Genomic DNA, 24,464 nt, shown 5'->3' on the forward strand with positions numbered 1-24,464 from the left:
CCCGTCGGGTGGAGAGAGCTACGCCCCCTCCACCCCCGTGACCGGCTGGATGTCCTGCTGGAGTTCGTCGGCGTGCTCGCCGGTGACCAGGTAGACCACGCGCTTGGCGACCGAGACGGCGTGGTCGGCGAAGCGCTCGTAGTAGCGGCCGAGCAGGGTGACGTCGACGGCGGTCTCGATGCCGTGCTGCCACTTGTCGTCCAGCAGGTGCTGGAAGAGCGTGCGGTGCAGGAGGTCCATCTCGTCGTCGTCCTGCTCCAGCTGCATCGCCAGGTCGACGTCCTTGGTGATGATGACCTCGGCGGCCTTGGCCATCAGGCGCTGGGCGAGCTGGCCCATCTCCAGGATCGTCGCGTGCAGGTCGTGCGGGACGGCACGGTCCGGGAAGCGCAGCCGGGCCAGCTTGGCCACGTGCTGGGCCAGGTCGCCGGAGCGCTCCAGGTCGGCCGACATACGGAGCGAGGTGACGACGATACGGAGATCCGTCGCCACCGGCTGCTGGCGGGCCAGCAGGGCTATCGCCCGCGCCTCCAGCTCGTGCTGAAGATCGTCGACCCTCTGGTCGGCAGCGATCACGCTCTCGGCCAGCTTCAGGTCGGAGTCGAGGATCGCCGTCGTGGCGCGCCCGATCGCCGACCCGACGAGCCGGGCCATCTCGACCAGGCCGTCTCCGATCGAGTCAAGTTCCTCGTGATACGCGTCACGCATGTGGTTGTCCCTCTCCTACGTCAACTTCGGGGTCCGGGGTCCGGGACCTGGCTGTTCCGGCCGCCGTACCGCCGCCGGACGGACCCGTGAACCCCACGTTCCCACGGTCGGGCCCCTACGCGTCCGTTTCCGGCACCACAAATGAACCACTACTGGCTCCTGGGTGAACTCTGGGCGACGAGTGTTCGAGGTCCCACTCGGATGGCTGTGGCCAGGAGCGACGGCATGCCTAACCTGGGTGCATGGACGTGAACGCGGCGGTCGCCGCAGCGGCAGCGATCGCCGGAGTACTTACCGGTGTCATCGCCATGCTGGCGTTCCGCTGGAGCGAGCGCGACCAGAAACGCCCGACCCGCACTTCTCTGCACACGGACGCGGTGCTTCCACCGGGTGTCGACACCGTGCTGTCCGTGCTCAGGTCCTCGGCGGTCGTACTCGACGAAGCGGATGCCGTGGTCAAGGCCAGTTCGGCGGCGTACGCCCTCGGACTGGTTCGCGGCGGCAAACTGGCTGTCGAACCGATGCTCCACATGGCGCGTGACACCCGTCGTGACGGGGAGATACGTCAGGTGGAGCTGGACCTGCCGAGAAGGGGGACGGGGAGGGGTGAAGCCCTCGCCGTCTCCGCGCGTGTGGCGCCCCTCGGATCGCGGCTCGTCCTCCTGCTCGTGGAGGACCTGACGGAGGCGCGCCGCATCGAAGCGGTCCGGCGCGACTTCGTGGCGAACGTGAGTCATGAGCTCAAGACTCCCGTCGGAGCGCTCTCCCTGCTCTCCGAGGCCGTCATGGACGCCTCGGACGACCCGGAGGCCGTCGAGCGTTTCGCCGGGCGCATGCAGATAGAGGCCACCCGGCTCACCAACCTCGTCCAGGAGCTCATCGACCTGTCGAGGGTGCAGAACGACGATCCCCTCGAGGACGCCGAGCCGGTCCGGGTCGACGAGCTGGTCGCCGAGGCGATCGACCGCTGCCGCCACCAGGCCGGCACGAAGCAGATCACCATGGCGGCCGGCGGCACCGCCGACCTGAGCCTGTGGGGGAACCGGGGCCAGCTGGCCGCCGCCCTGGGCAACCTCGTCGAGAACGCCGTCAACTACTCGCCCGCCCGCACCCGCGTCGGGATAGCCGCCCGCCGGGTGACGGCGCCCGGTGGGGAACACATCGAGATCGCCGTGACCGACCAGGGCATCGGCATCTCCGACAAGGACAAGGAGCGCATCTTCGAGCGCTTCTACCGCGTCGACCCGGCCCGCTCCCGTGCCACCGGCGGTACGGGCCTCGGGCTGGCCATCGTCAAACACGTGGCCGCCTCGCACGGCGGGGAGGTCACGGTGTGGAGCTCCGAGGGTCAGGGCTCCACGTTCACCCTGCGGCTGCCGGAGGCGAGTGCGGCCCGCGAACGCGTGACCGATCACCACATGCCCGGACTCGACGAAGAGGACGAGTCCGTGCAGCCCGACGGGACGACCACCGTCACATCCCCGTACGAACCGCTTCCTGCCCCGGAGGTCCTTCCGTGACCCGTGTGCTCGTCGTCGAGGACGAGGAGTCCTTCTCCGACGCCCTGTCGTACATGCTCCGCAAGGAGGGCTTCGAGGTCGCCATCGCGACCACCGGGCCCGACGGACTCGACGAGTTCGAGCGCAACGGCGCCGACCTCGTCCTCCTCGACCTGATGCTGCCGGGCCTGCCCGGCACGGAGGTGTGCCGCCAGCTGCGCGGCCGCTCCAACGTCCCGGTGATCATGGTCACCGCCAAGGACAGCGAGATCGACAAGGTTGTCGGGCTCGAAATAGGAGCCGACGACTACGTCACCAAGCCCTTCTCCTCGCGGGAGCTGGTCGCCCGCATCCGGGCCGTCCTGCGCCGCCGCGGGGAGCCGGAGGAGGTCGCCCCGGCGGCTCTCGAGGCCGGTCCCGTCCGGATGGACGTCGACCGTCACGTGGTCACCGTCTCCGGCTCCAAGGTCGACCTCCCGCTGAAGGAGTTCGACCTCCTGGAGATGCTGCTGCGCAACGCGGGCCGCGTGCTGACCCGGATGCAGCTCATCGACCGGGTCTGGGGTGCCGACTACGTCGGTGACACCAAGACCCTCGACGTCCACGTCAAGCGGCTGCGCGCGAAGATCGAGCCGGACCCGGGCGCGCCCCGGTACCTGGTGACGGTGCGCGGTCTCGGCTACAAGTTCGAGCCGTAGACCGGCCCCACCTCCACGCGCGTGTCTGAGAGCGCCCCACAGAGCGCGACACGGAACGCGACGTAGAGCACGACGTAGAGCAACGGCCTAGAGCAACGGCCTAGAGCAACGGCGTAGAGCAACGGCGTAGAGCAACGGCGTAGAGCGCGACGAAGGGCGGGACCCCTGGCCAGGGGTCCCGCCCTTCGGTGCTTACGGATCGATGCGGCCGGTACGCCGACTGCCACCGGTACGCCCGCCGACGACCGCCGGGAGCGCGTACGGGCCCTGTGCAGGTCCGCCGCCTCACGTCACTGGTCGGCGGACTCCGACGCCGACGCCGTGGCGGTGCCGGTCGCGCTCGACGACGCGGTGGTGCCCGGCTCGCCCGACGCGGACGCGGACGGAGAGCCCGTGGCCGACTCGGAGGGCGAGGTGGACGCGGCCTCGGACGGCGCCGCCGGGATGTCGCTCGGACCCCACTTGGTGAAGTAGCTCTCCGCCGGGACGACGAAGGCGCTCAGACTCACGTCACCGGTCTTGCTGAGGCCGAAGGTGACCTTCTGGACGCTGCCGTTCAGGACGGTCTCGGAGGGGCTGGCCAGCGCCGCGGAGGCGTTGCCCTTGCCGCCGATGACGACCGAGCCGCCGGCCGGGACGGTCAGCTTGCCCTTGCCGCCGGCGGGCGTGATCTGGGCGGTGCCCTCACCCTCGACCTTGATCGAGTCCACGGTCTGCGCGGTGGTGCCGCTGTTGAACAGCGTCGCGGAGATCACCGCCGGACCGGTGGCCTCCACGTCGGGCTGGGTGATGACGAGGGCGTTCTGGACCTTGATGTCGCCCACGGAGGTGGCCGCGTTGTCCGGCTTGACCTCCAGCGTCTGGGCGTTGTTGCCGGCACCGCACGCGGCGAGCGAGGCGATCGAGAACGCGATGACGGCGGCGGCGAGAGCGCCGCGTCGAAGGCTGCTGCTCACGGCGGCGGCAACTCCTTGAACGTGGGCGAAGCAGGACGACTTCTGAGTAAAGCCGCCCTAAGGGTCTGTCAGCGGCCTTAGGTTACCGATCCGTTCCCGCGCGACCGCACCCGACCCTCCCCAACCGCCGACTTTGCTCGTACGAGGGGTGACGGACGAAGGAGCGCTCCGGCCGCTCCGGCCGCTCCAGGGACCCGGGGTGCCCAGGGTGCTCGGAGTGCCCAGGGTGCCCGGAGTGCTCCGGGCACCCCGGAACGGCCGGAGTGCTCGGGGCACTCGGGGCGCTCGGGGTGGGGACGGGCCGGAGCGGGGCATGCGACCGCGGACTCCCTTGCGCCGGGTGTGCGCCCCGCTCTACGCACCCTGCTCGCGGAGCCCTTCCGCTACTTTGATCGCGCGCTCGTCCGTCATTCACATAAGTTCCGGAGTCTTAGGCTTGCGCATTTCGTGGAATGAATGCCCGGCTCTCAGGGAAATGGATCACGAGGCCATCGGGAGTGGATCAACGGGTGATCATCGAACGTCTTGATCAATTCCGGATTCGTCTCGTACTCGGCTCCGTCCGTCGAACGGAGTAGCGGAAGTCGCGCTCCTGGAGCCGGACAAAACGGGATGTTCGGACCTTGGTCACGGCCTCCGGGTGTGTGTAACGTACGCGTTTCACTCCGCAGGGACAGCCGCTCCGACCTGCGAATACCCTCTTCCGCTCGCCCCTCGCAGCACGTTCCTGTTGCGGTTGTCAAGCCCCGAGATATGCCCTGACCTGCGAAAACGCCATTCAGAAGACGCCGTTTCCGTGTTACTCTGGATAGCCACGGAAGGGGTACCTGTCACATGACGTTCAAGGTTGGCGACACCGTGGTCTATCCCCATCACGGGGCCGCGCTGATCGAGGCCATCGAAACTCGCCAGATCAAAGGCGTGGACAAGACCTACTTGGTGCTGAAGGTCGCCCAGGGTGACCTGACGGTACGTGTGCCAGCGGACAATGCGGAGTTCGTCGGCGTACGTGATGTGGTCGGTCAGGACGGGCTGGACCGGGTCTTCGAGGTGCTGCGCGCGCCGTACGCCGAGGAGCCCACGAACTGGTCGCGTCGCTACAAGGCAAATCTGGAGAAGCTCGCCTCCGGCGATGTCATCAAGGTCGCGGAAGTCGTGCGTGACCTGTGGCGTCGTGAGCGCGAGCGCGGACTCTCCGCAGGTGAGAAGCGCATGCTCGCCAAGGCGCGCCAGATTCTGGTGAGCGAGCTCGCCCTCGCGGAGAACACCAACGAGGACAAGGCCGAGGCCCTGCTCGACGAGGTTCTCGCGTCCTGACGCCGGCTCAGTCGCCGAGACGCCCGCCGTCTTGACGTACGTACAAGCCCGCGCAGTTGCGCAATGAAATGCCGCGGTGCCCGATGACGCAATTGCTGTCGCCGGGCGCTGCGGCATGTTCGTACCCGCGCCATTCGGTAAACCGGACGTTCACCCGGCATCGGCTTTCACGCGGTATACCGGCGTATCCGATACTTGGCGTGCCGACCCGGGCAGTCGGCTCGACCGGATGTCACGGAAGGGTCCGGTCAAGGCGTCGCGCCCGGCACTCCCCCAGCTCGCCGAGCAGGGGGTACCCCCAGGCCATACCCATACCGGTCGAGCACACAAACCTGACAGGAACCGATGTCTGACGTTTCGCTCCCTTCGCCGTCGGGGGCCCGTACCGCCGCCGTGATTCCGGCCGCCGGACGAGGTGTGCGCCTCGGTCCGGGCGCCCCCAAAGCGCTCCGCGCGCTGAACGGCACGCCCATGCTCATCCACGCGGTCCGCGCGATGGCCGCGTCCCGAGCCGTCTCCCTGGTCGTCGTCGTGGCTCCGCCGGACGGCGCGGCCGAGGTGAAGACGCTGCTCGACGCGCACGCGCTGCCCGACCGCACCGACTTCCTCGTCGTCCCGGGCGGTGACAGCCGCCAGGAGTCCGTGAAGTACGGGCTCGACGCGCTGCCGCCCGGTATCGACATCGTCCTCGTGCACGACGCGGCCCGGCCGCTCGTCCCCGTCGACACCGTGGACGCCGTCATCGAGGCCGTACGGGACGGCGCGCCCGCCGTCGTACCGGCGCTGCCGCTCGCCGACACCGTCAAGGAGGTCGAGCCCGCGGCCGTCGCCGGGGAGCCCGAGCCGGTCGTGGCCACGCCCGAGCGCGCACGGCTGCGTGCCGTGCAGACGCCCCAGGGCTTCGACCGCGAGACTCTGCTGCGGGCCCACGAGACGGTCACCGACAACGTGACCGACGACGCGAGCATGGTCGAGCAGCTGGGTGTGCCGGTCGTGGTCGTGCCCGGGCACGAAGAGGCGTTCAAGGTGACGCGGCCGCTGGATCTGGTGCTGGCGGAGGCGGTTCTCGCACGGCGGAGGCTGAACGATGGGTTCTGAGACTCCGGCGCGGACGGCCGGCCAGGGCCCGGCTCAGGTCCCGGCGCAGGGTCCGGCTCAGGGTCCGGTGATCCCGCTCGTCGGGATCGGCACCGACATCCACGCCTTCGAGGAAGGGCGGGAGCTGTGGTGTGCCGGCCTGAAGTGGGAGGGGGAGGGGCCCGGACTCGCCGGGCACTCCGACGCGGACGTCGTCGCGCACGCCGCCTGCAACGCGCTGTTCTCGGCGGCGGGCCTCGGTGACCTCGGGGCCCATTTCGGCACCGGGCGCCCGGAGTGGTCCGGGGCGTCGGGGGTCGTGCTGCTGACGGAGGCGGCGCGGATCGTCCGCGAGGCCGGCTTCACCGTCGGCAATGTCGCGGTCCAGGTCGTCGGACCCCGCCCGAAGATCGGCAAGCGGCGGGACGAGGCCCAGAAGATCCTGTCGGACGCGGCGGGGGCGCCGGTGTCGGTGTCGGGCGCCACCACGGACGGGCTCGGTTTCCCGGGCCGGGACGAGGGGTTGATGGCGGTCGCCACGGCACTGGTCGTCCGTACGGGCTGACACCGGGGAGGGTCCGTTCGCCCGGAAGGCTCGTTCTCGAAGGCCGGACGGGGCGGGCGGTCCCCCGTTTGTCACGAATACGTGGCCTAGCGGGGGAAGGGTCGCGGGGCACTACCCAGGGCCCACTACCCTGGAGTGGTGACCATTCGCCTGTACGACACCAGCGCCCGGCAGATCCGTGACTTCACCCCGCTCGTGCCGGGTTGCGTCTCGATCTACCTCTGTGGCGCGACCGTGCAGGCCGCACCGCACATCGGGCACATCCGCTCGGGCCTCAACTTCGACATCATGCGCCGCTGGTTCGAGTACCGCGGCTACGACGTGACGTTCATCCGGAACGTCACGGACATCGACGACAAGATCATCGAAAAGTCGGCCGAGCAGGGCCGCCCCTGGTGGTCCATCGGCTACGACAACGAGCGCGCCTTCAACGACGGTTACGACGTGCTCGGCTGCCTGCCGCCCACGTACGAACCCCGTGCCACCGGCCACATCCCCGAGATGATCGAGATGATGCGCGGCCTCATCGAGCGCGGTCACGCGTACGCGGCCGACGGGAACGTCTACTTCGACGTGCGGTCGTACGACGGCTATCTCCAGCTCTCCAACCAGGAGCTCGACAACCTGCTCCAGCCGTCGGGCGAGGGCGAGACCGGCAAGCGGGACCCGCGTGACTTCGCCATGTGGAAGGCCGTGAAGCCGGGCGAGCCGAGCTGGGAGACGCCCTGGGGCCGCGGCCGTCCGGGCTGGCACCTGGAGTGCTCGGCCATGGCCCACAAGTACCTGGGCAGCGCCTTCGACATCCACGGCGGCGGGATCGACCTGATCTTCCCGCACCACGAGAACGAGATCGCGCAGGCCAAGGCCTTCGGGGACGAGTTCGCGAAGTACTGGGTGCACAACGCCTGGGTCACGCTGAGCGGCGAGAAGATGTCGAAGTCCCTCGGGAACTCGGTCCTCGTCTCCGAGATGACCAAGGTGTGGCGTCCCATCGTGCTGCGCTACTACCTCGGCACCCCGCACTACCGCTCGATGATCGAGTACAGCGAAGGCGCCCTGCGCGATGCCGAGTCGGCGTTCGCGCGCATCGAGGGCTTCGTGCAGCGGGTCGTGGAGAAGGCGGGGGGCGTCGTCGAGCCCTCCACCGAGGTGCCGCCCGCGTTCGCCGAGGCGATGGACGACGACCTGGGCGTCCCGCAGGCGCTGGCCATCGTGCACACGACGGTCCGGCAGGGGAACTCCGCGCTGGCCGCCGACGACAAGGAAGCCGCCGTGGCGCGCCTCGCCGAGGTGCGGGCCATGCTCGGCGTCCTCGGACTCGACCCGCTCGACCCGCAGTGGGCCGGCGAGGGCGACCGCGGCGAGGATCTGCACGGCGTCGTCGACACCCTCGTCCGGATGGTCCTCGACCAGCGCGAGGCCGCCCGCACCCGTAAGGACTGGGCCACCGCGGACGCCATCCGCGACCAGCTCAACCAGTCGGGACTGGCGATCGAGGACGGCCCGCAGGGGCCGCGCTGGACGCTCGGACCGCGCTGAGAGGCCGCTCCGGCGGCCCCGGCCGACCTCCGTCGGCCTTGATCGATTGTGCCGCCCGGACCTCCGGGCGGCACACTTCATATACGTACGTACGCACGCCTCACACAGACAGGTAGGTCATGGCTGCTAACAACCGCCGCATGTCCGGCAAGAAGGGCGCGCAGGTCGGCAGTGGCGGCCAGCGACGCCGGGGCCTGGAAGGCAAGGGTCCGACCCCGCCCGCCGAGGCGCGCAAGGGCCACAAGAAGAACCGCGTCGCCAACGCCAAGGCGAAGCAGATCGTCCGCCGCCCCGCCCACCCCAAGGGCCGTGGCGGCAAGGGCACGTCCGAGATGGTCGTCGGGCGCAACTCCGTCGTCGAGGCGCTGCGCGAGGGCGTCCCCGCGATGACGCTGTACGTGCAGCAGTTCATCGACAACGACGAGCGGGTCCGCGAGGCGCTCCAGCTCGTCGCCGAGCGCGGTGGCATCCACCTGATGGAGGCCCCGCGTCCCGAGCTCGACCGCATGACCAACGGGCTCAACCACCAGGGCCTCGTCCTCCAGGTCCCGCCGTACGAGTACGCGCACCCCGAGGACCTCGCCGCCGCCGCGTACGACGAGGGCCAGGACCCGCTGATCGTCGCCCTCGACGGGGTGACCGACCCGCGCAACCTCGGTGCCGTCGTCCGTTCCGCCTCCGCCTTCGGCGGCCACGGCGTCGTCGTGCCCGAGCGGCGCGCGGCCGGCATGACCGCCGGCGCCTGGAAGACGTCGGCCGGTGCCGCCGCCCGTACGCCCGTCGCCCGCGCCGCCAACCTGACGCGGGCCCTCGAGTCGTACAAGAAGGCCGGCCTCGTCGTGGTCGGACTCGCCGCGGACGGCGAGGTCGAGGTCGGTGAACTGGAGGCCCTGGGCGGCCCCGTCGTCATCGTCGTCGGCAGTGAGGGCAAGGGCCTGTCCCGACTGGTCGGCGAGACCTGCGACTTCCGCGTGCGGATTCCGATGCCCGGTGGCGCGGAGTCGCTGAACGCCGGTGTGGCGGCGGGAGTTGTGCTCTACGAGGCCGCGCGGCGACGCGCCTGAACAAACGTCCTGGCGATCACCCCCGTGGGGTAATCGGGAAGTTCTGAACGATCTTGACGCGGTCCGGACAGTTCGGCGCGGTCAAAGCAGTGTCCTAACCACACGTCACTCGGTTAGATGAGTGTGGACACCAGAACACCCCGCACACCCACGGGGGACCGCTCGTCGGGATTCGACGACGCTCCCGCGCTGAGCATGGTGAAGGTGCCGAGCGATCCGGCGCAGGTCATCGTCAATCATGCGAGCTTCCGCGTTCAGCTGGGGGGCGCGTCGCGTGGCCAGTCCCCGCGCATCGCACGGCACTTGAGCTCCGGCGACCCCTCGCGGATTCCCGTCGCGGGTGCGCCGGGCAGAGCGGGCGGGGCCCGCCGCCGCGCCCCCGTCGTCTGGAGCGGGAAGTCCGCGCCGGACGACACCGGCGCCCACCGCCTGCTCCAGGCCGTACGGAGCGCGGGTGTGGCCCACGGCCCCGCCGGGCCGACGGCCGACGCCGGCTCGACCCAGGTCATCCCGCGCATCGGCGAACAGCCCGGCTACGCGGGCGATCTGACCGTCGACACGGTCGAGACGCCCCTCGTCGGCAGCCAGCGCAACCCCGTCGCCGAAGAGCAGCGACTGCTGCCGCAGATGCGCAGCGTTGGCAGCGCCTACGACGAACCGGCCTACACGGACGCCGACTTCGAGGACGACGACCTCGACGAGCCGGAGGACGACGCCCCCGTCAGGCGGAGTTCCGATCCGGTCCGGCACGCGTACCACCCGGGCCGCCGGATGAACCTCGGTGTCGTGCTGCTCCCGCTGCGCGTCTTCCTCGGCTTCATCTCCATCTACGCCGGCATGGGCAAGCTCTGCGACCCCGTCTACTTCGACGGCGGCAAGCGCGGCTCCATGGTGAAGTGGCTCAACACGCTGCACCCGTGGGAAGTCGCCGAGCCGCTGCGGCAGTTCGCGCTCCAGCACCCCGTCGGCTCCGGCCTCGTCATCGCCTTCTTCCAGGTCATCGTCGGCGTCCTGACCGTTCTCGGGCTGTGGCAGCGGGTGGCCGCCGTCGTCGGCGCGATGCTGTCGGCGGCGCTCCTCGTCACGGTCAGCTGGAAGACGGTGCCCGCGTACGACGCGCCCGACATCATCTACCTCGCCGCCTGGTCCCCGCTGATCATCGCGGGCGCCCCGGTCTACTCCGCCGACGGGCGGCTGGCCAGTGAGGCCTGGCGCAGGCTCGGACCGCGCGCCGACATCTGGGACCTGCGCGCGCGGGTGCTGCGCCGCGGCGCGCTGGCCACGGCCATCGTCGTCGGACTCACCCTGCTCGTCGGTTCGGTCCTCGGCGGCGCCGTCCGCGACTCCGGCCGGGTCGTCGTCCCCGGCCCCGGAGAGGCCCCGCGCAACGAACTGCCCGGCTCCCCGCTCCCCGAGACGCCCGGCAAGCGGCACCAGAAGGCCACCCCTTCGGCCTCTCAGACGCCCACCCGGAGCGCTTCCGCGACCCCGTCGCAGGCGGCCACCACGCCGGGAGTGACCCAGGAGACCGGCCAGGTCGGCGGCGGGCAGCCCAGCCAGACCCAGGGCAGCGGCCAGGCCCCGCCCCAGCAGTCCTCGCCGGTCGACCAGGCCCCGAGCACCAGCGCGGGCCCCACCAGCAGCGGCGGCACGTCGGCCGGCGGCACCGGAGGCACGGGCGGCGCCGGTTCCACGGGCGGCACCTCCACCGGCGGGAGCTCGTCCACCGGCGGCCAGCCGGGCCTGGTGGGCGGCCTGCTGGGCTGACGGGCCACGCGACCCCGCACGACGACGGCAGGGCCCCGCACGAAGGCGTGCGGGGCCCTGCCGTCGTGCGTGGGCTGTCCCGTAGGGCGGTCTCGTAGGGCCGGGAGGGCGTGCGGCCGGGAGAGCGTCCCTAGCGGCCCAGGGCCGCGAGTTCCTTCGCCGCCTCCGTGAGGTCCTTGGCGGTGTCGATGGCGCGCCAGTAGGCGCCATGCGGGATCGGGAAGCCCGCCAGCTGCCGTTCGCGGGCCAGGCGGGGGAAGGTCGTGCGCTCGTGGTCGCCGCGCTCGGGGAGCATCTCGGTGAACTCGGGGGAGAAGACGTAGACGCCCGCGTTGATCTCGAACGTGGAGGGCGGGGCCTCGATGAAGTCCGTGATGTGACCGAAGCCGTCCGTCTGCACGGCGCCCCAGGGGATGCGGGGGCGGGCGAGCGCGAGCGTCGCGACCGCGTCGCGCTCGGCGTGGAAGTCCGCCATGTCGCGCAGCGAGAAACGGGTCCAGATGTCGCCGTTCGTCGCGTACCAGGGCCTGTCGGGGTGCGGGAGGTGCGCCGCGGCGTACTTGAGGCCGCCGCCGCGTCCGAGGGGCTCCGACTCGACGACCGTCGTGACATTGACCGGGAGGTCGGCCGAGTCCAGCCACTTCTGCAGGACCTCGGCGAGGTGCCCGCAGGAGACGACGACGTCGGTGACGCCCTCCTCGGCGAGCCAGGTCAGCTGGTGGCCGATGATCGGTGTCCCGGTGCCGGGGATCTCGACCATCGGCTTCGGCCGGTCGTCGGTGTAGGGACGCAGCCGGGAACCCTGGCCGCCGGCCAGGACAACGGCTTGAACGGGGCGCGACGCGGCGTTCGGATCGGTCATGCCCGAACTGTACGTGGCGCCCCGCCCGCGGCTTCCTGTGGCAACCGTTCCTTAATCAGCTGTTGCCGGGCGGCCCGCAATCGGGTGATTCGTGCCGCCGTGGGGGACGGCCGCGGAAAGGTGTGCCCCTCGGAGGGAGCTGTGGCCTCCGAGGGGAGCGTGTCCCGGGAAGGGGGCAGTGGCCTCAGAAGTGGGTGGCCGCGACCCCCGAGGCGAACGATGTGTCGCAGACGGGGCGGGCGAAGGACTGCGCGCGGGTCGGGCCGTACGCGCGGACCGCGGCGCGGCCGAGGGCACGGGCGATGGACACGCAGTGCTTCGCCAGCGACGGGCGGCCGTTCACCGCTTGCTGGAGGTGGGTGAGGGCGACGCCCGGGTTCTTCTCCTGGAGCTCCAGGAGCAGCTTGTCGCGCAGGAGGTCCTGCGGGGCACGGGAGACGGCTCGTGTCGAGACGTCTTCGGAGGACGCGGTGAGCACCGAGCTCGAGGGGTTCCCCGACCAGTTGACTCGGGTGACCGCGAGAGTCCCGGAGAGCACCAGGACGACAGGCAGAACGAGGGCGAGGGTGCGGCCGATCCGGCGGGCGGGGCCACGGCCACGCCGGGTCCGTTGGTTAGTGGTGGAGTGCTTCACGCGAGTGAGGGTAGCGCGGGGTAATGATTTGGCGACATTTAGTCACCGGTTCGGGGGACGGGGAAGCGGTGTTTTCTGGGTAGTGCGTTGACGTACAGATATCGAAATGCCCGGTCTGCCGGGGTATTTGTCGACAACGAAGAGGGCCCCGCAGCAGGCTGCGGGGCCCTCTTCGTCAACTTGGGTGAATTCCACCCCTACGGGGTGTGCGTTCGGCCCGGATGACGCTGACGTCAGTCGGACAGGCGCTCGCCCGTCGAGGTGGAGAACACGTGGATCTCGCCCGGGCGCGGCACGACGTGCAGCGTGGCGCCCTTGTCCGGGACGGCGCGGCCGCTGACGCGGACGACGAGGTCCTTGAGGTCGTCGTCGACCTTGGCGGAGCCGTAGACGTAACCGTCGGCGCCGAGCTCCTCGACGACGTTCACGGAGACGGCCAGGCCGGCCGGTGCGTCCTCGGTGTCCTTGGTGAGCGACTTGGCAGCCTCGCCGTTGTGCTCGACGACGTCGAAGTGCTCGGGGCGGACGCCGACGGTGACCGTGCGGTCGCCCTTGTCGGCGGCGGCCGAGAGGGCCTCGCGGCTGACCGGGACGACGCTGTTGCCGAACTTCACGCCGCCGTCGGTGATCGGGACCTCGACCAGGTTCATGGCCGGGGAGCCGATGAAGCCGGCGACGAAGAGGTTGGCCGGGCGGTCGTACATGTTGCGCGGCGAGTCGACCTGCTGGAGCAGACCGTCCTTGAGCACGGCCACGCGGTCGCCCATGGTCATGGCCTCGACCTGGTCGTGGGTGACGTACACCGTGGTGATGCCGAGGCGGCGCTGGAGCGAGGCGATCTGCGTACGGGTGGAGACGCGGAGCTTGGCGTCGAGGTTCGACAGCGGCTCGTCCATGAGGAAGACCTGGGGCTCACGCACGATGGCGCGGCCCATGGCGACACGCTGGCGCTGACCGCCGGAGAGGGCCTTCGGCTTGCGGCCGAGGTACTCGGTGAGGTCGAGGATCTTCGCCGCGTCCTCGACCTTCTGGCGGATCTCGGTCTTGTTGACGCCGGCGATCTTGAGCGCGAAGCCCATGTTGTCGGCGACCGTCATGTGCGGGTACAGCGCGTAGTTCTGGAACACCATGGCGATGTCCCGGTCCTTGGGCGGCAGGTGCGTGACGTCGCGGTCGCCGATGTGGATCGAGCCGCCGTTGACGTCCTCGAGACCCGCGAGCATGCGCAGGGAGGTGGACTTTCCGCAGCCGGAGGGACCGACGAGGACGAGGAACTCGCCGTCCGCGACGTCGAGCTCGAGCTGGTCGACGGCGGGCTTGTCGCCACCCGGGTAGATGCGGGTCGCCTTGTTGAACGAGACAGTGGCCATGGTGATGGGCCCCCTTCACCGGCAGGAACGTGCCGGACGATCCGTTGTAAAGGTGGTGATCCACTATGGAAACGCCCATAGTGGTGTAGTCCACATGAGTGAACCGACTCAGGACGCTACCTGGCGTTCATGCGTTCTGTCAGTACCCCGAGACCGGTGAAGTTCGCGGAAACTTTCGACAGGGGCCCGCCGCGACGTGGGTACACTGCACGGGCACGTACGCCGCGCGCGCGGCAGGCCTCCTTAGCTCAGATGGCCAGAGCAACGCACTTGTAATGCGTAGGTCGTCGGTTCGAATCCGACAGGGGGCTCCCTTGCAAGCCCAGCTCAGACGGTGTCTGAGCTGGGCTTTTGCGTTCAGTGGACCGAGTCCGGCGACCGCGACCGCGCAGTGCGAGGGGAAGGCCCGCACGCTCTGGGTGCAGCCGTCGCCGATGCACCGGGAGTGACGCCGGTTGCCGCGCTGTCAGGCGCGTCCGAACCGCCCTTGTGCTCTGGGGTGTCGAGGTCGACGACCAGGAGCCCGGAGGGGCCGGTGGCGATGCCGAGTTGAACGGTCAGTCCATGCGACCAGGTGGCACGGATGCGGTCGGGGTCGGTCGTGGCGCGTTGCTCCCACTTCCGGTGCCCGTTCTCGCACGGGCCCGTGCCGGTGTACGTCCGCTCCCCGTGCAGAGCTGGGAGCTTGAATGCCGGGGCGCAGGGGGAAGACGTGCCAGCCGCGTTCAGCGGCCGTCAGAGCTGCGGCGAGTAAGGACCCTCGCCGAATGTCGGTCGGTTGCGTCATTCTGGGAGACCTCCAACAGGTCTGTAGCGGGCTGGTTGGAAGGGGCGGCCCGGGTCTTTGGCGAGATGGGCCCCCCTTTGACGCTTCGGGGGAGTCGGTGGACATGACCGGAAGGCAACCGCGCAAGGGCGGGACGGATCGCGGTTGGAGGAGTCGCCCGTGGTCGCGTTATTTGGCGGGGCTCTGTGTGTGGGCACCGCTGTACGGGCTGTATGTGCTGGCGTCCCACGTTGTGTTCGGCAGGCCGTGGGGCTCTGCTCTGCCGGTGGCCATAGGGATGACAGTGGCCTTGCCCGCGTACACCGTGTGGTCCGAAAGGCGAGGCCACGGCAGGCGAGAGGACGACGAGAGGTCGGCGGTCCCGGCGAAGGTGCCACCGCCTCCGCCACCCCCACCGCCGTTGGGTCCGTAGCTCAGCCGTGGAAGTGGTTGCGCTTGATCAGGCTTTGCGGATGTTGACCGTGGTCCCGGTCTTGGAGCCGGAAGCGGAGAAGATCTGGACGGCGATCCAGCCGCCGAAGATGACGGCGGCGAGGGTGATCAGTTGCGCGGTGAGTGCGGCCGAGAGCGCCCGTCCACGTACCGCAGCGTCTGTCGTGCCGTGAGGACGACGGGCTGAGGTTGGACCGGCCTGCCTTCTCATCCCTCTGCCTTGCTCGGCGTGCCCACCCCGAGTGGTGAACGTAGCGTGCCGATATGAGCGCGATACGTGGCAGTCAGGTCGTGGCTGGAGGCGTCGACCGTAGGCCTGGGCTGCCGCTTCGACGCGAGCCCAGTCGGCCTGTGGGCACTTTGGTCTGCGTGCTCGGCATGGGACGGGTGGCGTTCCCATGATGAAGAAGATCTTGGTTGCGCTCGGGATCGTGCTGGTCCTGCAAAGCCTCTTCGCGCTCTGTCTGGTCAGTTCGCTGCAACTGCTGGTGCTGCGCAACGCCCCGATCGGTGTGACCGGCTCGTCCCCGGTCGTGAACGCGGTGCGATCGAAGGTGTCGCTGCAGACGATCAACTATGCGGACGAGTCCGCGGTGCTCGATGCGATCGGCCAGAGCAAGCTCTATGGCGCCTACCTGCCGGGCCCCAGGAGCGACACCCTGATCGTGGTCCCGACCAAGAGCTTCTTCGGCCGTGTGGAGCTGGAAGCCGCTTTCGGTGACGCGTCCAAGAAGCTCGGCAAGCCCATGACGGTGAAGACCGTCAAGCCGCTCCCGAAGAGCGACCGACTCGGCGGTGTCGTCGGGTTGCTCCTGATCCCCTTGCTCATCGGCGGATATCTGGCCGCCGTCCTGGTGCTCAAGGCGACCAGGACGGCCGCCGCTCCGTGGCATGTGGCGATGCTCGTCGGCTACTCAGCGGCTGGAGCTCTGCTGACCGACCTGATCGCCGGGCCCGGCATCGGCGCGTACGCGAACAGCCACTTCTGGCCGCTCCTGCCGTGCTTCATCCTGATCACCGCCTCCGTCACCCTCGCCGCCGCGGCCTTCCAACGCCTGGTCGGACCGCTGGGCACTCTCCTGGTGGCGACCCTGTTCATCATCGTGGGTGGCTCCGCCGCCGGCGGGATCGGGCTCTTCCTCCTCCCCGTCTACTGGCAGCACATCGGCGCCATCTTCCCGCCCCAGCAAGCCGTCACCCTGCTGCGCAACGTCATCTACTTCGACGGCAACAACATCACCACGCCGCTCATCGTCCTCGGCCTGTACACACTGGCCGGAGGCGTCATCATCGGCTACCTGGGCCGCTGGCGACCGGTCAAGAAGGTCGGTGGGGCAGCTCCTTCCCACCGAGCGGGCTCCACGCCCGAGCCGTCCTCCGGGCGCCCCGTCGTGGCGGCCCTGGCCGCTCTGGCCGTCGTCGCCGTGATGCAGTGCCTGTTCACCGCGAACTACATGAGCTCCGGGCACGAGCCCGTCGCGACCGACCTCCCGATCGGCTCCACCGGCGCGTCCCCGATCCTGAACGCGGCCCAGAGGAACCTCTCCCTCAAGGTCACCCAGTACCCCGACGAAACCGCCGTGAAGGACGCGATCGACCAGGCCAAGATCTACGGCGCGCTCATCCCCGGACCGACATCGACCACGCTCCTCGTCGTCCCCACCCTCAGCGACGTCGCCCCCCTCGACCTGGCCGGTAACTTCGAGGAAGCCGCGAAGAAGCTCCGGCAGCCGCTCCACGTCGAGCAGTACGCACCCCATCCCCTGGCGAAGAAGGACCCCTTCGGCCTGGTCTCGTCGCTGATGCTGGTCCCGCTACTCGTCGGCGGCTACATGGGCGCCACGATGCTCCGAGCAACGACCGGAACCTCGGTCGGACGCTGGCGCCTGCCCGCACTCGCCGGGTTCGCCGTCCTCGCCGCCCTGCTGGTCAACGTCGTCGTCTGTACCTGGCTCAAGGGCTACCCCGCGCCCAAGTTCTGGATCGTCTGGCCGATCCTCGCCCTGGTCATCGCGGCCGTCGCCCTCGTCGCCGCCGTCCTGCAAAAACTCCTCGGCGCCGCCGGAACCCTCGTGACCGTCGTCGTGGTCATGCTCTTCGGCAATCCGTCCTCCGGCGGAGCGAACGGAGTCCCCTACCTGCCGGCCTTCTGGCGAGCCATCGGCCCCTACCTGCCACCCCGCAACGCCTACATCCTGCTCCGCAACACGATCTACTTCGACGGCCACGGAACCACCCAGGCCCTCATCGTCCTGCTCCTCTACCTCGTCATCCCCGCCGTGGCCCTCGTCCTGCTCTACCGCTTCCGCACACCCGACAGCCCCGTGACCCCGGAGACCGAGGCCGAGGCGACCGCGATGACCGCCCCTGTAGGCGGCCTGCCGTAGGGCAGCGGCGTGGGGCTTCCGGGTCAGGGGCTCAGGCCTGGTTCCCCAGGGCTTCCAGTGGCTCGTCCGTCAGCCGGTACATCGTCCACTCGTCCTGCGGGCGCGCGCCCAGCGACTCGTAGAAGTCGATCGAGGGCCGGTTCCAGTTCAGGACGGACCACTCCAGACGCTGGTAGCCGCGTTCCCGGCAGATCCGCGCGAGTTCCGTGAGCAGCGCCTTGCCGTGGCCCGCGCCGCGCGCCGTGGGGCGTACGTACAGGTCCTCCAGGTAGATGCCGTGGACGCCGCGCCAGGTCGAGAAGTTCAGGAACCACAGCGAGAAGCCGACCGGCTCGCCCGTGGTGTCGTCCTCCGCCATGTGCGCGTACGCGGCCGGGTTCTCCCCGAACAGTGCCTCGCGCAGCTGCTCCGGTGTCGCCCTCGCCTCCTCCAAGACCTTCTCGTACTCCGCGAGTTCACGGACCAGGGCATGGATGACGGGGATGTCGTCGGGGGTCGCGGTACGGATCATGCGGCGAGACTAGCTCCGGCGGTCCCGCAGCCGCCGTCCGATCTCCAGGTGGTCCGGAACGCCCGCTTCGGCAACCTCGCGACGAAGTCCCGGCCCGCCGCTCCACCGGACCTCTCCTGCCGCGGCCGGACCGTCCGGAATGTCGATCGCGTCAGGGACACTGCCGGCATGGGTGAATCGGGTCATGCGTTTTGACCGGGGCTTCCACAGGGTGTGGATGTACGTGCGCGGCGCCCCGGGCACGTACGTCTGGCTGACGATTCTGTTCATCACCACCGTGGCCATGCACCACATGTCTCCGGATTTCGAAGAGGACTTCCTGCGGCAGCGTTCGACGAACATCCATGAGCTGTCGAACAACCCGGTGCGGGTGCTGTTCGCCAGCGCGATGTGGATCGACGGCGGGCACTGGCTGCCGTACGCCGTCCTCTACACCGTCTTCCAGGCGCCGGCCGAACGCTGGCTGGGAACCGCGCGCTGGCTCGTGGTGTGCGTGGCCGCGCATGTGCTGTCGACGCTGATCAGCGAGGGTGCGCTGCTCTGGGCGATCCGGCACGGCATGGCCCCGCACTCCGCGGTCGACACCCTCGACATCGGGGTGAGCTACGCCCTGGCGGGGGTGATCGGCGTGCTCACGTACCGGATCGCGACGCCCTGGCGGTACCCGTATCTGGTGGTCGTGCTGGCGGTGTACGGGGTTCCGTTCGCGACCGCGCGCACCTTCACCGATCTCGGGCATTTCACCTCCGTTCTGATCGGTCTCGCCTGCTATCCGCTGGTCAGAGGGCGGGGAAAAGCATGGAATCCGAAGGAGACAGTGACCGCTCATCGGGGTTAACGTCCCGCTCATGAGCAGTTCGACGAGCAACGTCGTGAACGGCGGCATCTCCTTCTGGTACGCGGACGACGGCCTCCCCGCCCCCCGGGAGCCCCTGCCCGGCGACGCCACCGCCGATGTCGTGGTGGTCGGCGGCGGCTACACGGGACTGTGGACCGCGTACTACCTGAAGAAGGCGGCCCCCTTCCTGCGCGTCACCGTCCTGGAGCAGAAGTTCTGCGGCTACGGCGCCTCGGGGCGCAACGGAGGCTGGCTCTACAACGGCATCGCGGGCCGCGACCGGTACGCGAAGCTGCACGGCCAGGAGGCTGCCGTACGCCTTCAGCAGGCCATGAACGACACCGTGGACGAGGTCGTCCGGGTGGCCGCCGAGGAGGGCATCGAGGCCGACATCCACCAGGGCGGCGTCCTCGAAGTGGCGTACACGCCCGCCCAGCTGGCCCGGCTCAAGGCCTTCCACGCGCACGAGCTGTCGTACGGCGAGAAGGACCGCGAGCTGTACGGCGCGAAGGAGACCGCCGGGCGGATCCGGGTCGCCGACGCGGTGGGCTCGACCTGGACCCCGCACGGGGCCCGGCTGCACCCGGTGAAGCTGGTCAAGGGCCTCGCCGCGGCCGTCGAGGCGCTCGGCGTCACCATCCACGAGCAGACGCCGGTGACCGAGATCCGCCCGAAGCACGCGGTGACGCCGTACGGCACCGTCCGCGCCCCCTACATCCTGCGCTGCACCGAGGGCTTCACCGCGAACCTCAAGGGCCAGCGGCGGACCTGGCTGCCCATGAACTCCTCCATGATCGCGACGGAGCCGCTGACCGCCGAGCAGTGGGCGGAGATCGGCTGGGAGGGCCGCGAGACGCTCGGCGACATGGCGCACGCGTACATGTACGCGCAGCGCACCGCCGACGACCGCATCGCGCTCGGCGGCCGGGGTGTCCCGTACCGCTTCGGCTCGCGCACCGACAACGACGGCCGCACCCAGCAGGCGACCGTCGACGCCCTGTACGAGATCCTCGTCCGCTTCTTCCCCTCGCTGACCGGCGTCCGGGTCTCCCACGCCTGGTCGGGCGTCCTCGGCGTCCCGCGCGACTGGTGTGCCACCGTCACCCTGGACCGCTCGACGGGCCTCGGCTGGGCCGGCGGCTACGTCGGCTCGGGCGTCGCCACCACCAACCTCGCCGCCCGCACGCTGCGCGACCTCGTGCAGTGGGACTCCGGCCAGGCGGGCGCGACGGACCTGACCGCCCTGCCCTGGGTCGACCACAAGGTCCGCAAGTGGGAACCGGAGCCGTTCCGCTGGATCGGCGTCCACGGCATGTACGCGACCTACCGCACGGCCGACCGCCGCGAACTGACCACTCACAGCGCGGAGTCGTCGCGGCTGGCGCAGCTCGCGGACCGGCTGGCCGGACGGCACTGACCGGGCCCGGCGGCCGGGAGAACGGGCTCGGCGGTGAGGGGACGGGCTCTGCGGGCGAGGGGACGGGCTCGGAGGTGAGGGGACGGGCTCGGCGGCCGGGAGCATGGTTCCCGGCGGCCGAGGGGGCCCCCTGGTGGAACCGGCCGGTGCCGTCAGACGGCGGATTCCGGGACGGTCGCCTTCGAAGGTGTGTGCCGCGGGGCCTTGGCCGTGACCATGAGGCCGGCGACCAGGCCCGCCAGCAGCATGATGCCGGTGGCCCACCAGATGGCCACGGTGTAGCCGTGGACGACGCCCTCGCTGACGACCTGTGCCTTCTGCGCGGGGTTGCGGAGATGGGCGGCGATGTAGGTCGCGCTGGTGGTGGTGGCGATGGTGTTCAGCAGGGCCGTGCCGATGGAGCCGCCCACCTGCTGCGAGGTGTTGACCGTCGCGGAGGTCACGCCCGCGTCCTGCGGGGCGACTCCGGCGGTGGCCGTGGCGAAGACCGGCATGAACGTCAGGCCCATGCCGAGGCCCAGCAGGAGCAGCCCCGGCAGCAGCTCGCCGGCGTAGTCGGATTCGACGGTGAGCTGGGTGAAGAACAGCATGCCGCCGGCCGCGAGGATCATGCCCGGGACCATCAGCATGCGCGGCGCCACACGGGGCAGCAGCCGTGCCGAGATCTGCGTCGAACCGATGATGATCGCGACGGTGAGCGGCAGGAACGCGAGACCGGTCTTCACCGGTGAGTACCCGAGGATGACCTGGAGGTAGTAGGTCATGAACAGGAAGACGCCGAACATGCCGATGACCGCCAGACCCATCGTCAGGAAGCAGCCTGCGCGGTTGCGCTCCTTGACGATGTGCAGCGGCAGCAGCGGGCTCGGCGCCCTGTTCTGCCACCACACGAACGCGACCAGCAGCGCGACTCCGCCCGCGACGAGGCCCAGCACCAGCGGGTCCGTCCAGCCGCGCGACTCCGCCTCGCTGAACCCGTAGACGATCGCCACCAGCCCGCCGCAGCCCAGCACCGCGCCGGGCACGTCGAGCCGGACGTTCTTGTGGCCGGGCCGGTCGCGCAGCAGCCCGAACGCGCCGATCACCGCGATGACCGCGATGGGGATGTTGACGTACAGGCACCAGCGCCAGTTCAGATACTCCGTCAGCAGGCCGCCGACGATGAAGCCGATCGCCGCCCCCGAGCCCGCCAGCGCCCCGTAGATGCCGAAGGCCTTCCCGCGTTCCTTCGGGTCGATGAAGGTCGTGGTCAGCAGGGACAGCGCGGAGGGGGCGAGCAGGGCGGCGAAGGCGCCCTGGAGGGCGCGGGCGGCGAAGAGCATGCCGGACGTGGTGGCCGCGCCGCCGATCCCGGACGCGACGGCGAAGCCGATCAGCCCGATGACGAACGTGCGTTTGCGGCCGACGAGGTCGGCGATCCGGCCGCCGAGCAGCAGCAGCCCGCCGAAGGCCAGCGTGTAGGCGGTGATGACCCACTGCCGGTTGCCGTCGGATATGCCGAGATCGTGCTGCGCGGACGGGAGTGCGATGTTCACGATGGTCGCGTCCAGCACGACCATCAGCTGGGCCAGCGCGATGATCACCAGCGCCCACCAGCGGTGAGGGTCGGGACCCACGGGCGCCTCTTGTTCACCTGTCCGGGTGACACTCATTCGCTCAGAAGACCATGAAACGGGATGAGTCGCATCTTCGGGTGGGACGGCGTCGCGGGACGCGTTCCTCGGGTTCGTGGTCATGGTTCCAGCACCACCTTTCCGATCGTGGCCCTGTTCTCCAGGGCCCGGTGCGCGGCGGCCGCCTCGGCCAGCGGGAAGCGGGTGACGGCCGGGGTGAGGCGCCCGGCCGCGGCCTCGGCCAGGGCCCGAAGTTCCAGGGTCCGTACGGGGTCGGGGCCGCCCGCCTTCCGCATCATCACGGGGCCGAGCACCTGCTCGGACACCCCGTCCACGAGGTACGGGGAGCCGTCGCGGATGCCCTCGCCCGACCAGCCGAAGACGATGTGCCGGCCACCGGGTCCGAGCAGGGCGACGGCGTCCCGGGCGACATCGCCGCCGACGCCGTCGAGCACGACGGTCGCCGCCCGGCCGCCGAGGTGCGCGCGGACCTTCTCCGGCCAGCCGGGGTCGGTGTAGTCGACGGCCGGATCGGCGCCGTTCGCGCGGGCCCGCGCCACCTTCTCCGGGCCGCCCGCGAGGCCGACCACCGTCGCTCCCGCGTGGTGCGCGTACTGCACGAGGAGTGTGCCGATGCCCCCCGCGGCCGCGGGCACGACGACCACGGAGGAGGGGCCGAACTCGGCGAACTGCACGATCCCCATGGCCGTACGTCCTGTTCCGATCATCGCGACGGCCTGCGCGAAGTCGAGGTTCTCGGGGATGTCGTGGAGGCGCTCGACATCCGTGACGGCCAGCTCGGCGTAGCCTCCGGGGGCGAAACCGAGGTGGGCGACGACACGCCTGCCGAGCCAGAGTTCGGCGACGCCCTCGCCGAGGGAGTCGACGGTTCCGGCGACCTCGCGGCCGGGGACGGTCGGCAGGGCGGCGGGCGCGGGGGCCGGGCCGCCCCGCATTCCCTCGCGCAGGGCGGCGTCCAGGAGATGGACGCCGGCGGCGGCCACGGCGATACGGACCTGGCCGGGGCCCGGCTCGGGGTCCTCGGTCCGCTCGTGGACGAGGTTCTCGGCGGGACCGAAGGCGTGCAGGCGGATCGCGTACATCGGGGGCTCCTCAAAATCTACGAGGTCCGCGAGGACCGCGGGTCTGTGAGGCTCGCGCGACCGCGAAGCCTGCGAAGTCTGCGGGACCGCGAGACGCGGGAGGTCCGCGGGAACACCTCGTGAGGTCGGTGGAATGCCCACTCTTCAACCTCAAGCTCGCTTGAGGTCAAGGCGCTCCCGGATCCGCAGGGCCAGGGCCACGGCCTCCATCGCGCTGTTGAAGGAGACCTCCGAGAGCACCCCGGGAGCGGCGACCTGGTCGCCCACGAGGTAGACGCCGTCGCCGCGGTCGATGCGGGGGCGGTCCCGCCAGCTGGTGCCGGGCAGATCGACCGCGCCCGTACGGCCGTTCGCGACGCTCTCGCGCCGCCAGGTGACCCGCTCGCGCCAGCCCTCGAAAGCGAGGTCGAGCAGACGCTCGGCGCGCGCGACGCCATCGGCCCCGGACTCTCCCGGCGCGATCGGGATCTGCCCCTGGAGCAACTGCTCCCCGGCCGGAGCGAGGGTGCGGTCCCGCGCGGTGAACCGCTCGATCCAGCCCGGCGCGTCCAGGTCGGAGACGGCGAACGCGTCGCCGCGCCGGCTCCGCAGCCAGGTCGACGAGGGCGGTACGGCCGCTCGTCCAGGTCAGCGACGCGTCCTTGAGCAGGCGGCGGGCGGAGTCGAGCGAGGTGGCGACGACGACCGGGCCCCGGTCCAGCGGGAGCGTGTCCACCCGGGCCAGCGTCTCCATCCGTACGCCGAGGTTCCAGGCCCGCGCCGCCATCCGGTCGATGACGTTCGCCCAGCCGCCCCGGGGACAGTGCGCCTCCGGCGGCAGTTTCATGGCCCGGCGCAGCCGCTCCTGCACGAACGCCGCGGACAGCGACCCGGGATCGTGATGGAAGAGGGCGACGGCGGAGTAGTGGGCGGCGGCCCGCGCGCCCTCCGCTCCGGCCTGTCCGGTCGCCCAGGTCATGAAGTCGACGTCAGCGGGAGCCTGTTGGCAGGAGCGCCGGAGCAGCTTGAGCATCGCGAAGGGCGGGGTGCGGCGCAGCACGCCCTTGTGGCGCAGCCGCAGCCGCGCGGCCTCCAGGGGCGGGATCGGGGCGAGCGCCCCGATCAGGTCGCGCTGTTTGAGCCAGGTCCAGTGCGGGCCGGCGCTGTAGAGGGCGTGCGGTCCCTCGTTCGTCCGGTACGGGCCCTCGGCGGTCCGGGCGCGCCCGCCGAGGGTGTGGTGCGCTTCGTACACGGTGACCTCGGCCCCCGCTTCGGCGGCGGTGATCGCGGCGGTGAGTCCGGCGAAGCCGCCGCCGACGACGGTGATGCGGTACATGGCTG

At 70.3% G+C, this 24,464-nt stretch carries 20 protein-coding genes, 1 tRNA gene and 2 pseudogenes; 12 read left to right on the forward strand and 11 right to left on the reverse strand.

Annotated features, from left to right (window positions below):
* Positions 1–18: 18 nt before the first annotated feature.
* Complete coding sequence (gene phoU, locus OOK38_RS15215) at positions 19–708, reverse strand: phosphate signaling complex protein PhoU (protein WP_266760065.1); 690 nt, start codon at positions 706–708, stop codon at positions 19–21.
* A gap of 242 nt (positions 709–950) precedes the next feature.
* On the opposite strand from phoU, the gene OOK38_RS15220 reads away from it, so the two are divergent.
* Both OOK38_RS15220 and OOK38_RS15225 read left to right on the forward strand, forming a co-directional pair.
* Positions 951–2,228, forward strand: coding sequence for a cell wall metabolism sensor histidine kinase WalK (locus OOK38_RS15220; RefSeq protein WP_266760063.1), 1,278 nt, complete (start codon positions 951–953; stop codon positions 2,226–2,228).
* Positions 2,225–2,905 (forward strand): response regulator transcription factor, encoded by a 681-nt coding sequence (locus tag OOK38_RS15225; RefSeq protein WP_043441515.1) that lies wholly within the window; start codon positions 2,225–2,227, stop codon positions 2,903–2,905. The genes OOK38_RS15220 and OOK38_RS15225 overlap by 4 nt, the downstream gene beginning before the upstream one ends.
* Before the next feature lie 290 nt (positions 2,906–3,195).
* Here OOK38_RS15225 and OOK38_RS15230 read toward each other — a convergent pair whose 3' ends face one another.
* A complete protein-coding gene (locus OOK38_RS15230) occupies positions 3,196–3,861 on the reverse strand; it encodes a DUF461 domain-containing protein (RefSeq protein WP_266760059.1) in 666 nt (221 codons plus the stop codon).
* A gap of 834 nt (positions 3,862–4,695) precedes the next feature.
* Between OOK38_RS15230 and OOK38_RS15235 the strand changes: the two genes are divergently transcribed.
* From OOK38_RS15235 to OOK38_RS15260, 6 genes are all read left to right on the forward strand, one after another.
* Positions 4,696–5,178 carry a CarD family transcriptional regulator gene (locus OOK38_RS15235; RefSeq protein WP_003953493.1) on the forward strand — a complete coding sequence of 161 codons (483 nt, stop codon included), beginning with the start codon at positions 4,696–4,698 and terminating at the stop codon, positions 5,176–5,178.
* A gap of 345 nt (positions 5,179–5,523) precedes the next feature.
* A complete protein-coding gene (gene ispD / locus OOK38_RS15240; RefSeq protein ID WP_266760057.1) occupies positions 5,524–6,276 on the forward strand; it encodes a 2-C-methyl-D-erythritol 4-phosphate cytidylyltransferase in 753 nt (250 codons plus the stop codon).
* Positions 6,266–6,820 (forward strand): 2-C-methyl-D-erythritol 2,4-cyclodiphosphate synthase, encoded by a 555-nt coding sequence (gene ispF, locus OOK38_RS15245; RefSeq protein WP_266760056.1) that lies wholly within the window; start codon positions 6,266–6,268, stop codon positions 6,818–6,820. Before ispD ends, ispF begins: the two co-directional genes overlap by 11 nt.
* Positions 6,821–6,958: 138 nt before the next feature.
* The gene (gene cysS / locus OOK38_RS15250) at positions 6,959–8,359 is read left to right on the forward strand and encodes a cysteine--tRNA ligase (RefSeq protein WP_266760054.1); all 1,401 of its coding nucleotides are present in this window, start codon (positions 6,959–6,961) and stop codon (positions 8,357–8,359) included.
* A gap of 119 nt (positions 8,360–8,478) precedes the next feature.
* The gene (gene rlmB, locus OOK38_RS15255; RefSeq protein ID WP_266760052.1) at positions 8,479–9,423 is read left to right on the forward strand and encodes a 23S rRNA (guanosine(2251)-2'-O)-methyltransferase RlmB; all 945 of its coding nucleotides are present in this window, start codon (positions 8,479–8,481) and stop codon (positions 9,421–9,423) included.
* 117 nt (positions 9,424–9,540) lie between these two features.
* Positions 9,541–11,190: a DoxX family protein gene (locus OOK38_RS15260; RefSeq protein WP_266760050.1), complete on the forward strand. Its 1,650-nt coding sequence runs from the start codon at positions 9,541–9,543 to the stop codon at positions 11,188–11,190.
* 130 nt (positions 11,191–11,320) lie between these two features.
* Here the strand turns inward: OOK38_RS15260 and OOK38_RS15265 are convergent, their stop codons facing one another.
* From OOK38_RS15265 to OOK38_RS15275, 3 genes are all read right to left on the reverse strand, one after another.
* Positions 11,321–12,052: a nucleotidyltransferase family protein gene (locus tag OOK38_RS15265; protein WP_266760049.1), complete on the reverse strand. Its 732-nt coding sequence runs from the start codon at positions 12,050–12,052 to the stop codon at positions 11,321–11,323.
* 184 nt (positions 12,053–12,236) lie between these two features.
* Positions 12,237–12,686: a hypothetical protein gene (locus OOK38_RS15270; RefSeq protein ID WP_266760047.1), complete on the reverse strand. Its 450-nt coding sequence runs from the start codon at positions 12,684–12,686 to the stop codon at positions 12,237–12,239.
* Between the two features lie 233 nt (positions 12,687–12,919).
* The gene (locus tag OOK38_RS15275) at positions 12,920–14,056 is read right to left on the reverse strand and encodes an ABC transporter ATP-binding protein (protein WP_266760046.1); all 1,137 of its coding nucleotides are present in this window, start codon (positions 14,054–14,056) and stop codon (positions 12,920–12,922) included.
* A 237-nt stretch (positions 14,057–14,293) separates the two neighbouring features.
* Here OOK38_RS15275 and OOK38_RS15280 point away from each other — a divergent pair.
* Positions 14,294–14,367: transfer RNA gene (locus OOK38_RS15280), tRNA-Thr, on the forward strand.
* A 145-nt stretch (positions 14,368–14,512) separates the two neighbouring features.
* On the opposite strand, the pseudogene OOK38_RS15285 reads toward OOK38_RS15280, so the two are convergent.
* Both OOK38_RS15285 and OOK38_RS15290 read right to left on the reverse strand, forming a co-directional pair.
* Positions 14,513–14,843 (reverse strand): annotated as a pseudogene (locus OOK38_RS15285) (bifunctional DNA primase/polymerase); the annotation flags it as partial.
* A gap of 439 nt (positions 14,844–15,282) precedes the next feature.
* Positions 15,283–15,486: a hypothetical protein gene (locus tag OOK38_RS15290; RefSeq protein WP_266766038.1), complete on the reverse strand. Its 204-nt coding sequence runs from the start codon at positions 15,484–15,486 to the stop codon at positions 15,283–15,285.
* Positions 15,487–15,673: 187 nt separating this feature from the next.
* Between OOK38_RS15290 and OOK38_RS15295 the strand changes: the two genes are divergently transcribed.
* Positions 15,674–17,662, forward strand: a complete 1,989-nt coding sequence (locus OOK38_RS15295) for a hypothetical protein (RefSeq protein WP_266760044.1) — start codon at positions 15,674–15,676, stop codon at positions 17,660–17,662.
* A gap of 31 nt (positions 17,663–17,693) precedes the next feature.
* Here the strand turns inward: OOK38_RS15295 and OOK38_RS15300 are convergent, their stop codons facing one another.
* A complete protein-coding gene (locus OOK38_RS15300) occupies positions 17,694–18,173 on the reverse strand; it encodes a GNAT family N-acetyltransferase (RefSeq protein ID WP_266760042.1) in 480 nt (159 codons plus the stop codon).
* A gap of 184 nt (positions 18,174–18,357) precedes the next feature.
* Between OOK38_RS15300 and OOK38_RS15305 the strand changes: the two genes are divergently transcribed.
* Both OOK38_RS15305 and OOK38_RS15310 read left to right on the forward strand, forming a co-directional pair.
* Positions 18,358–19,011: a rhomboid-like protein gene (locus OOK38_RS15305; protein WP_266760040.1), complete on the forward strand. Its 654-nt coding sequence runs from the start codon at positions 18,358–18,360 to the stop codon at positions 19,009–19,011.
* A 10-nt stretch (positions 19,012–19,021) separates the two neighbouring features.
* Complete coding sequence (locus OOK38_RS15310; RefSeq protein WP_266760038.1) at positions 19,022–20,428, forward strand: FAD-binding oxidoreductase; 1,407 nt, start codon at positions 19,022–19,024, stop codon at positions 20,426–20,428.
* 152 nt (positions 20,429–20,580) lie between these two features.
* On the opposite strand, the gene OOK38_RS15315 is transcribed toward OOK38_RS15310, so the two are convergent.
* The 3 genes and pseudogenes from OOK38_RS15315 to OOK38_RS15325 all read right to left on the reverse strand — a co-directional run bounded on the left by OOK38_RS15315 (position 20,581) and on the right by OOK38_RS15325 (position 24,459).
* Positions 20,581–22,080: an MFS transporter gene (locus OOK38_RS15315; RefSeq protein ID WP_266760036.1), complete on the reverse strand. Its 1,500-nt coding sequence runs from the start codon at positions 22,078–22,080 to the stop codon at positions 20,581–20,583.
* 80 nt (positions 22,081–22,160) lie between these two features.
* Positions 22,161–23,144: a zinc-binding dehydrogenase gene (locus OOK38_RS15320; RefSeq protein WP_266760035.1), complete on the reverse strand. Its 984-nt coding sequence runs from the start codon at positions 23,142–23,144 to the stop codon at positions 22,161–22,163.
* Positions 23,145–23,294: 150 nt separating this feature from the next.
* A pseudogene (locus tag OOK38_RS15325) lies at positions 23,295–24,459 on the reverse strand (NAD(P)-binding protein).
* Positions 24,460–24,464: the final 5 nt, after the last annotated feature.

It is taken from the genome of Streptomyces sp. NBC_00568 (assembly GCF_026341855.1).
Lineage (GTDB): Bacteria > Actinomycetota > Actinomycetes > Streptomycetales > Streptomycetaceae > Streptomyces.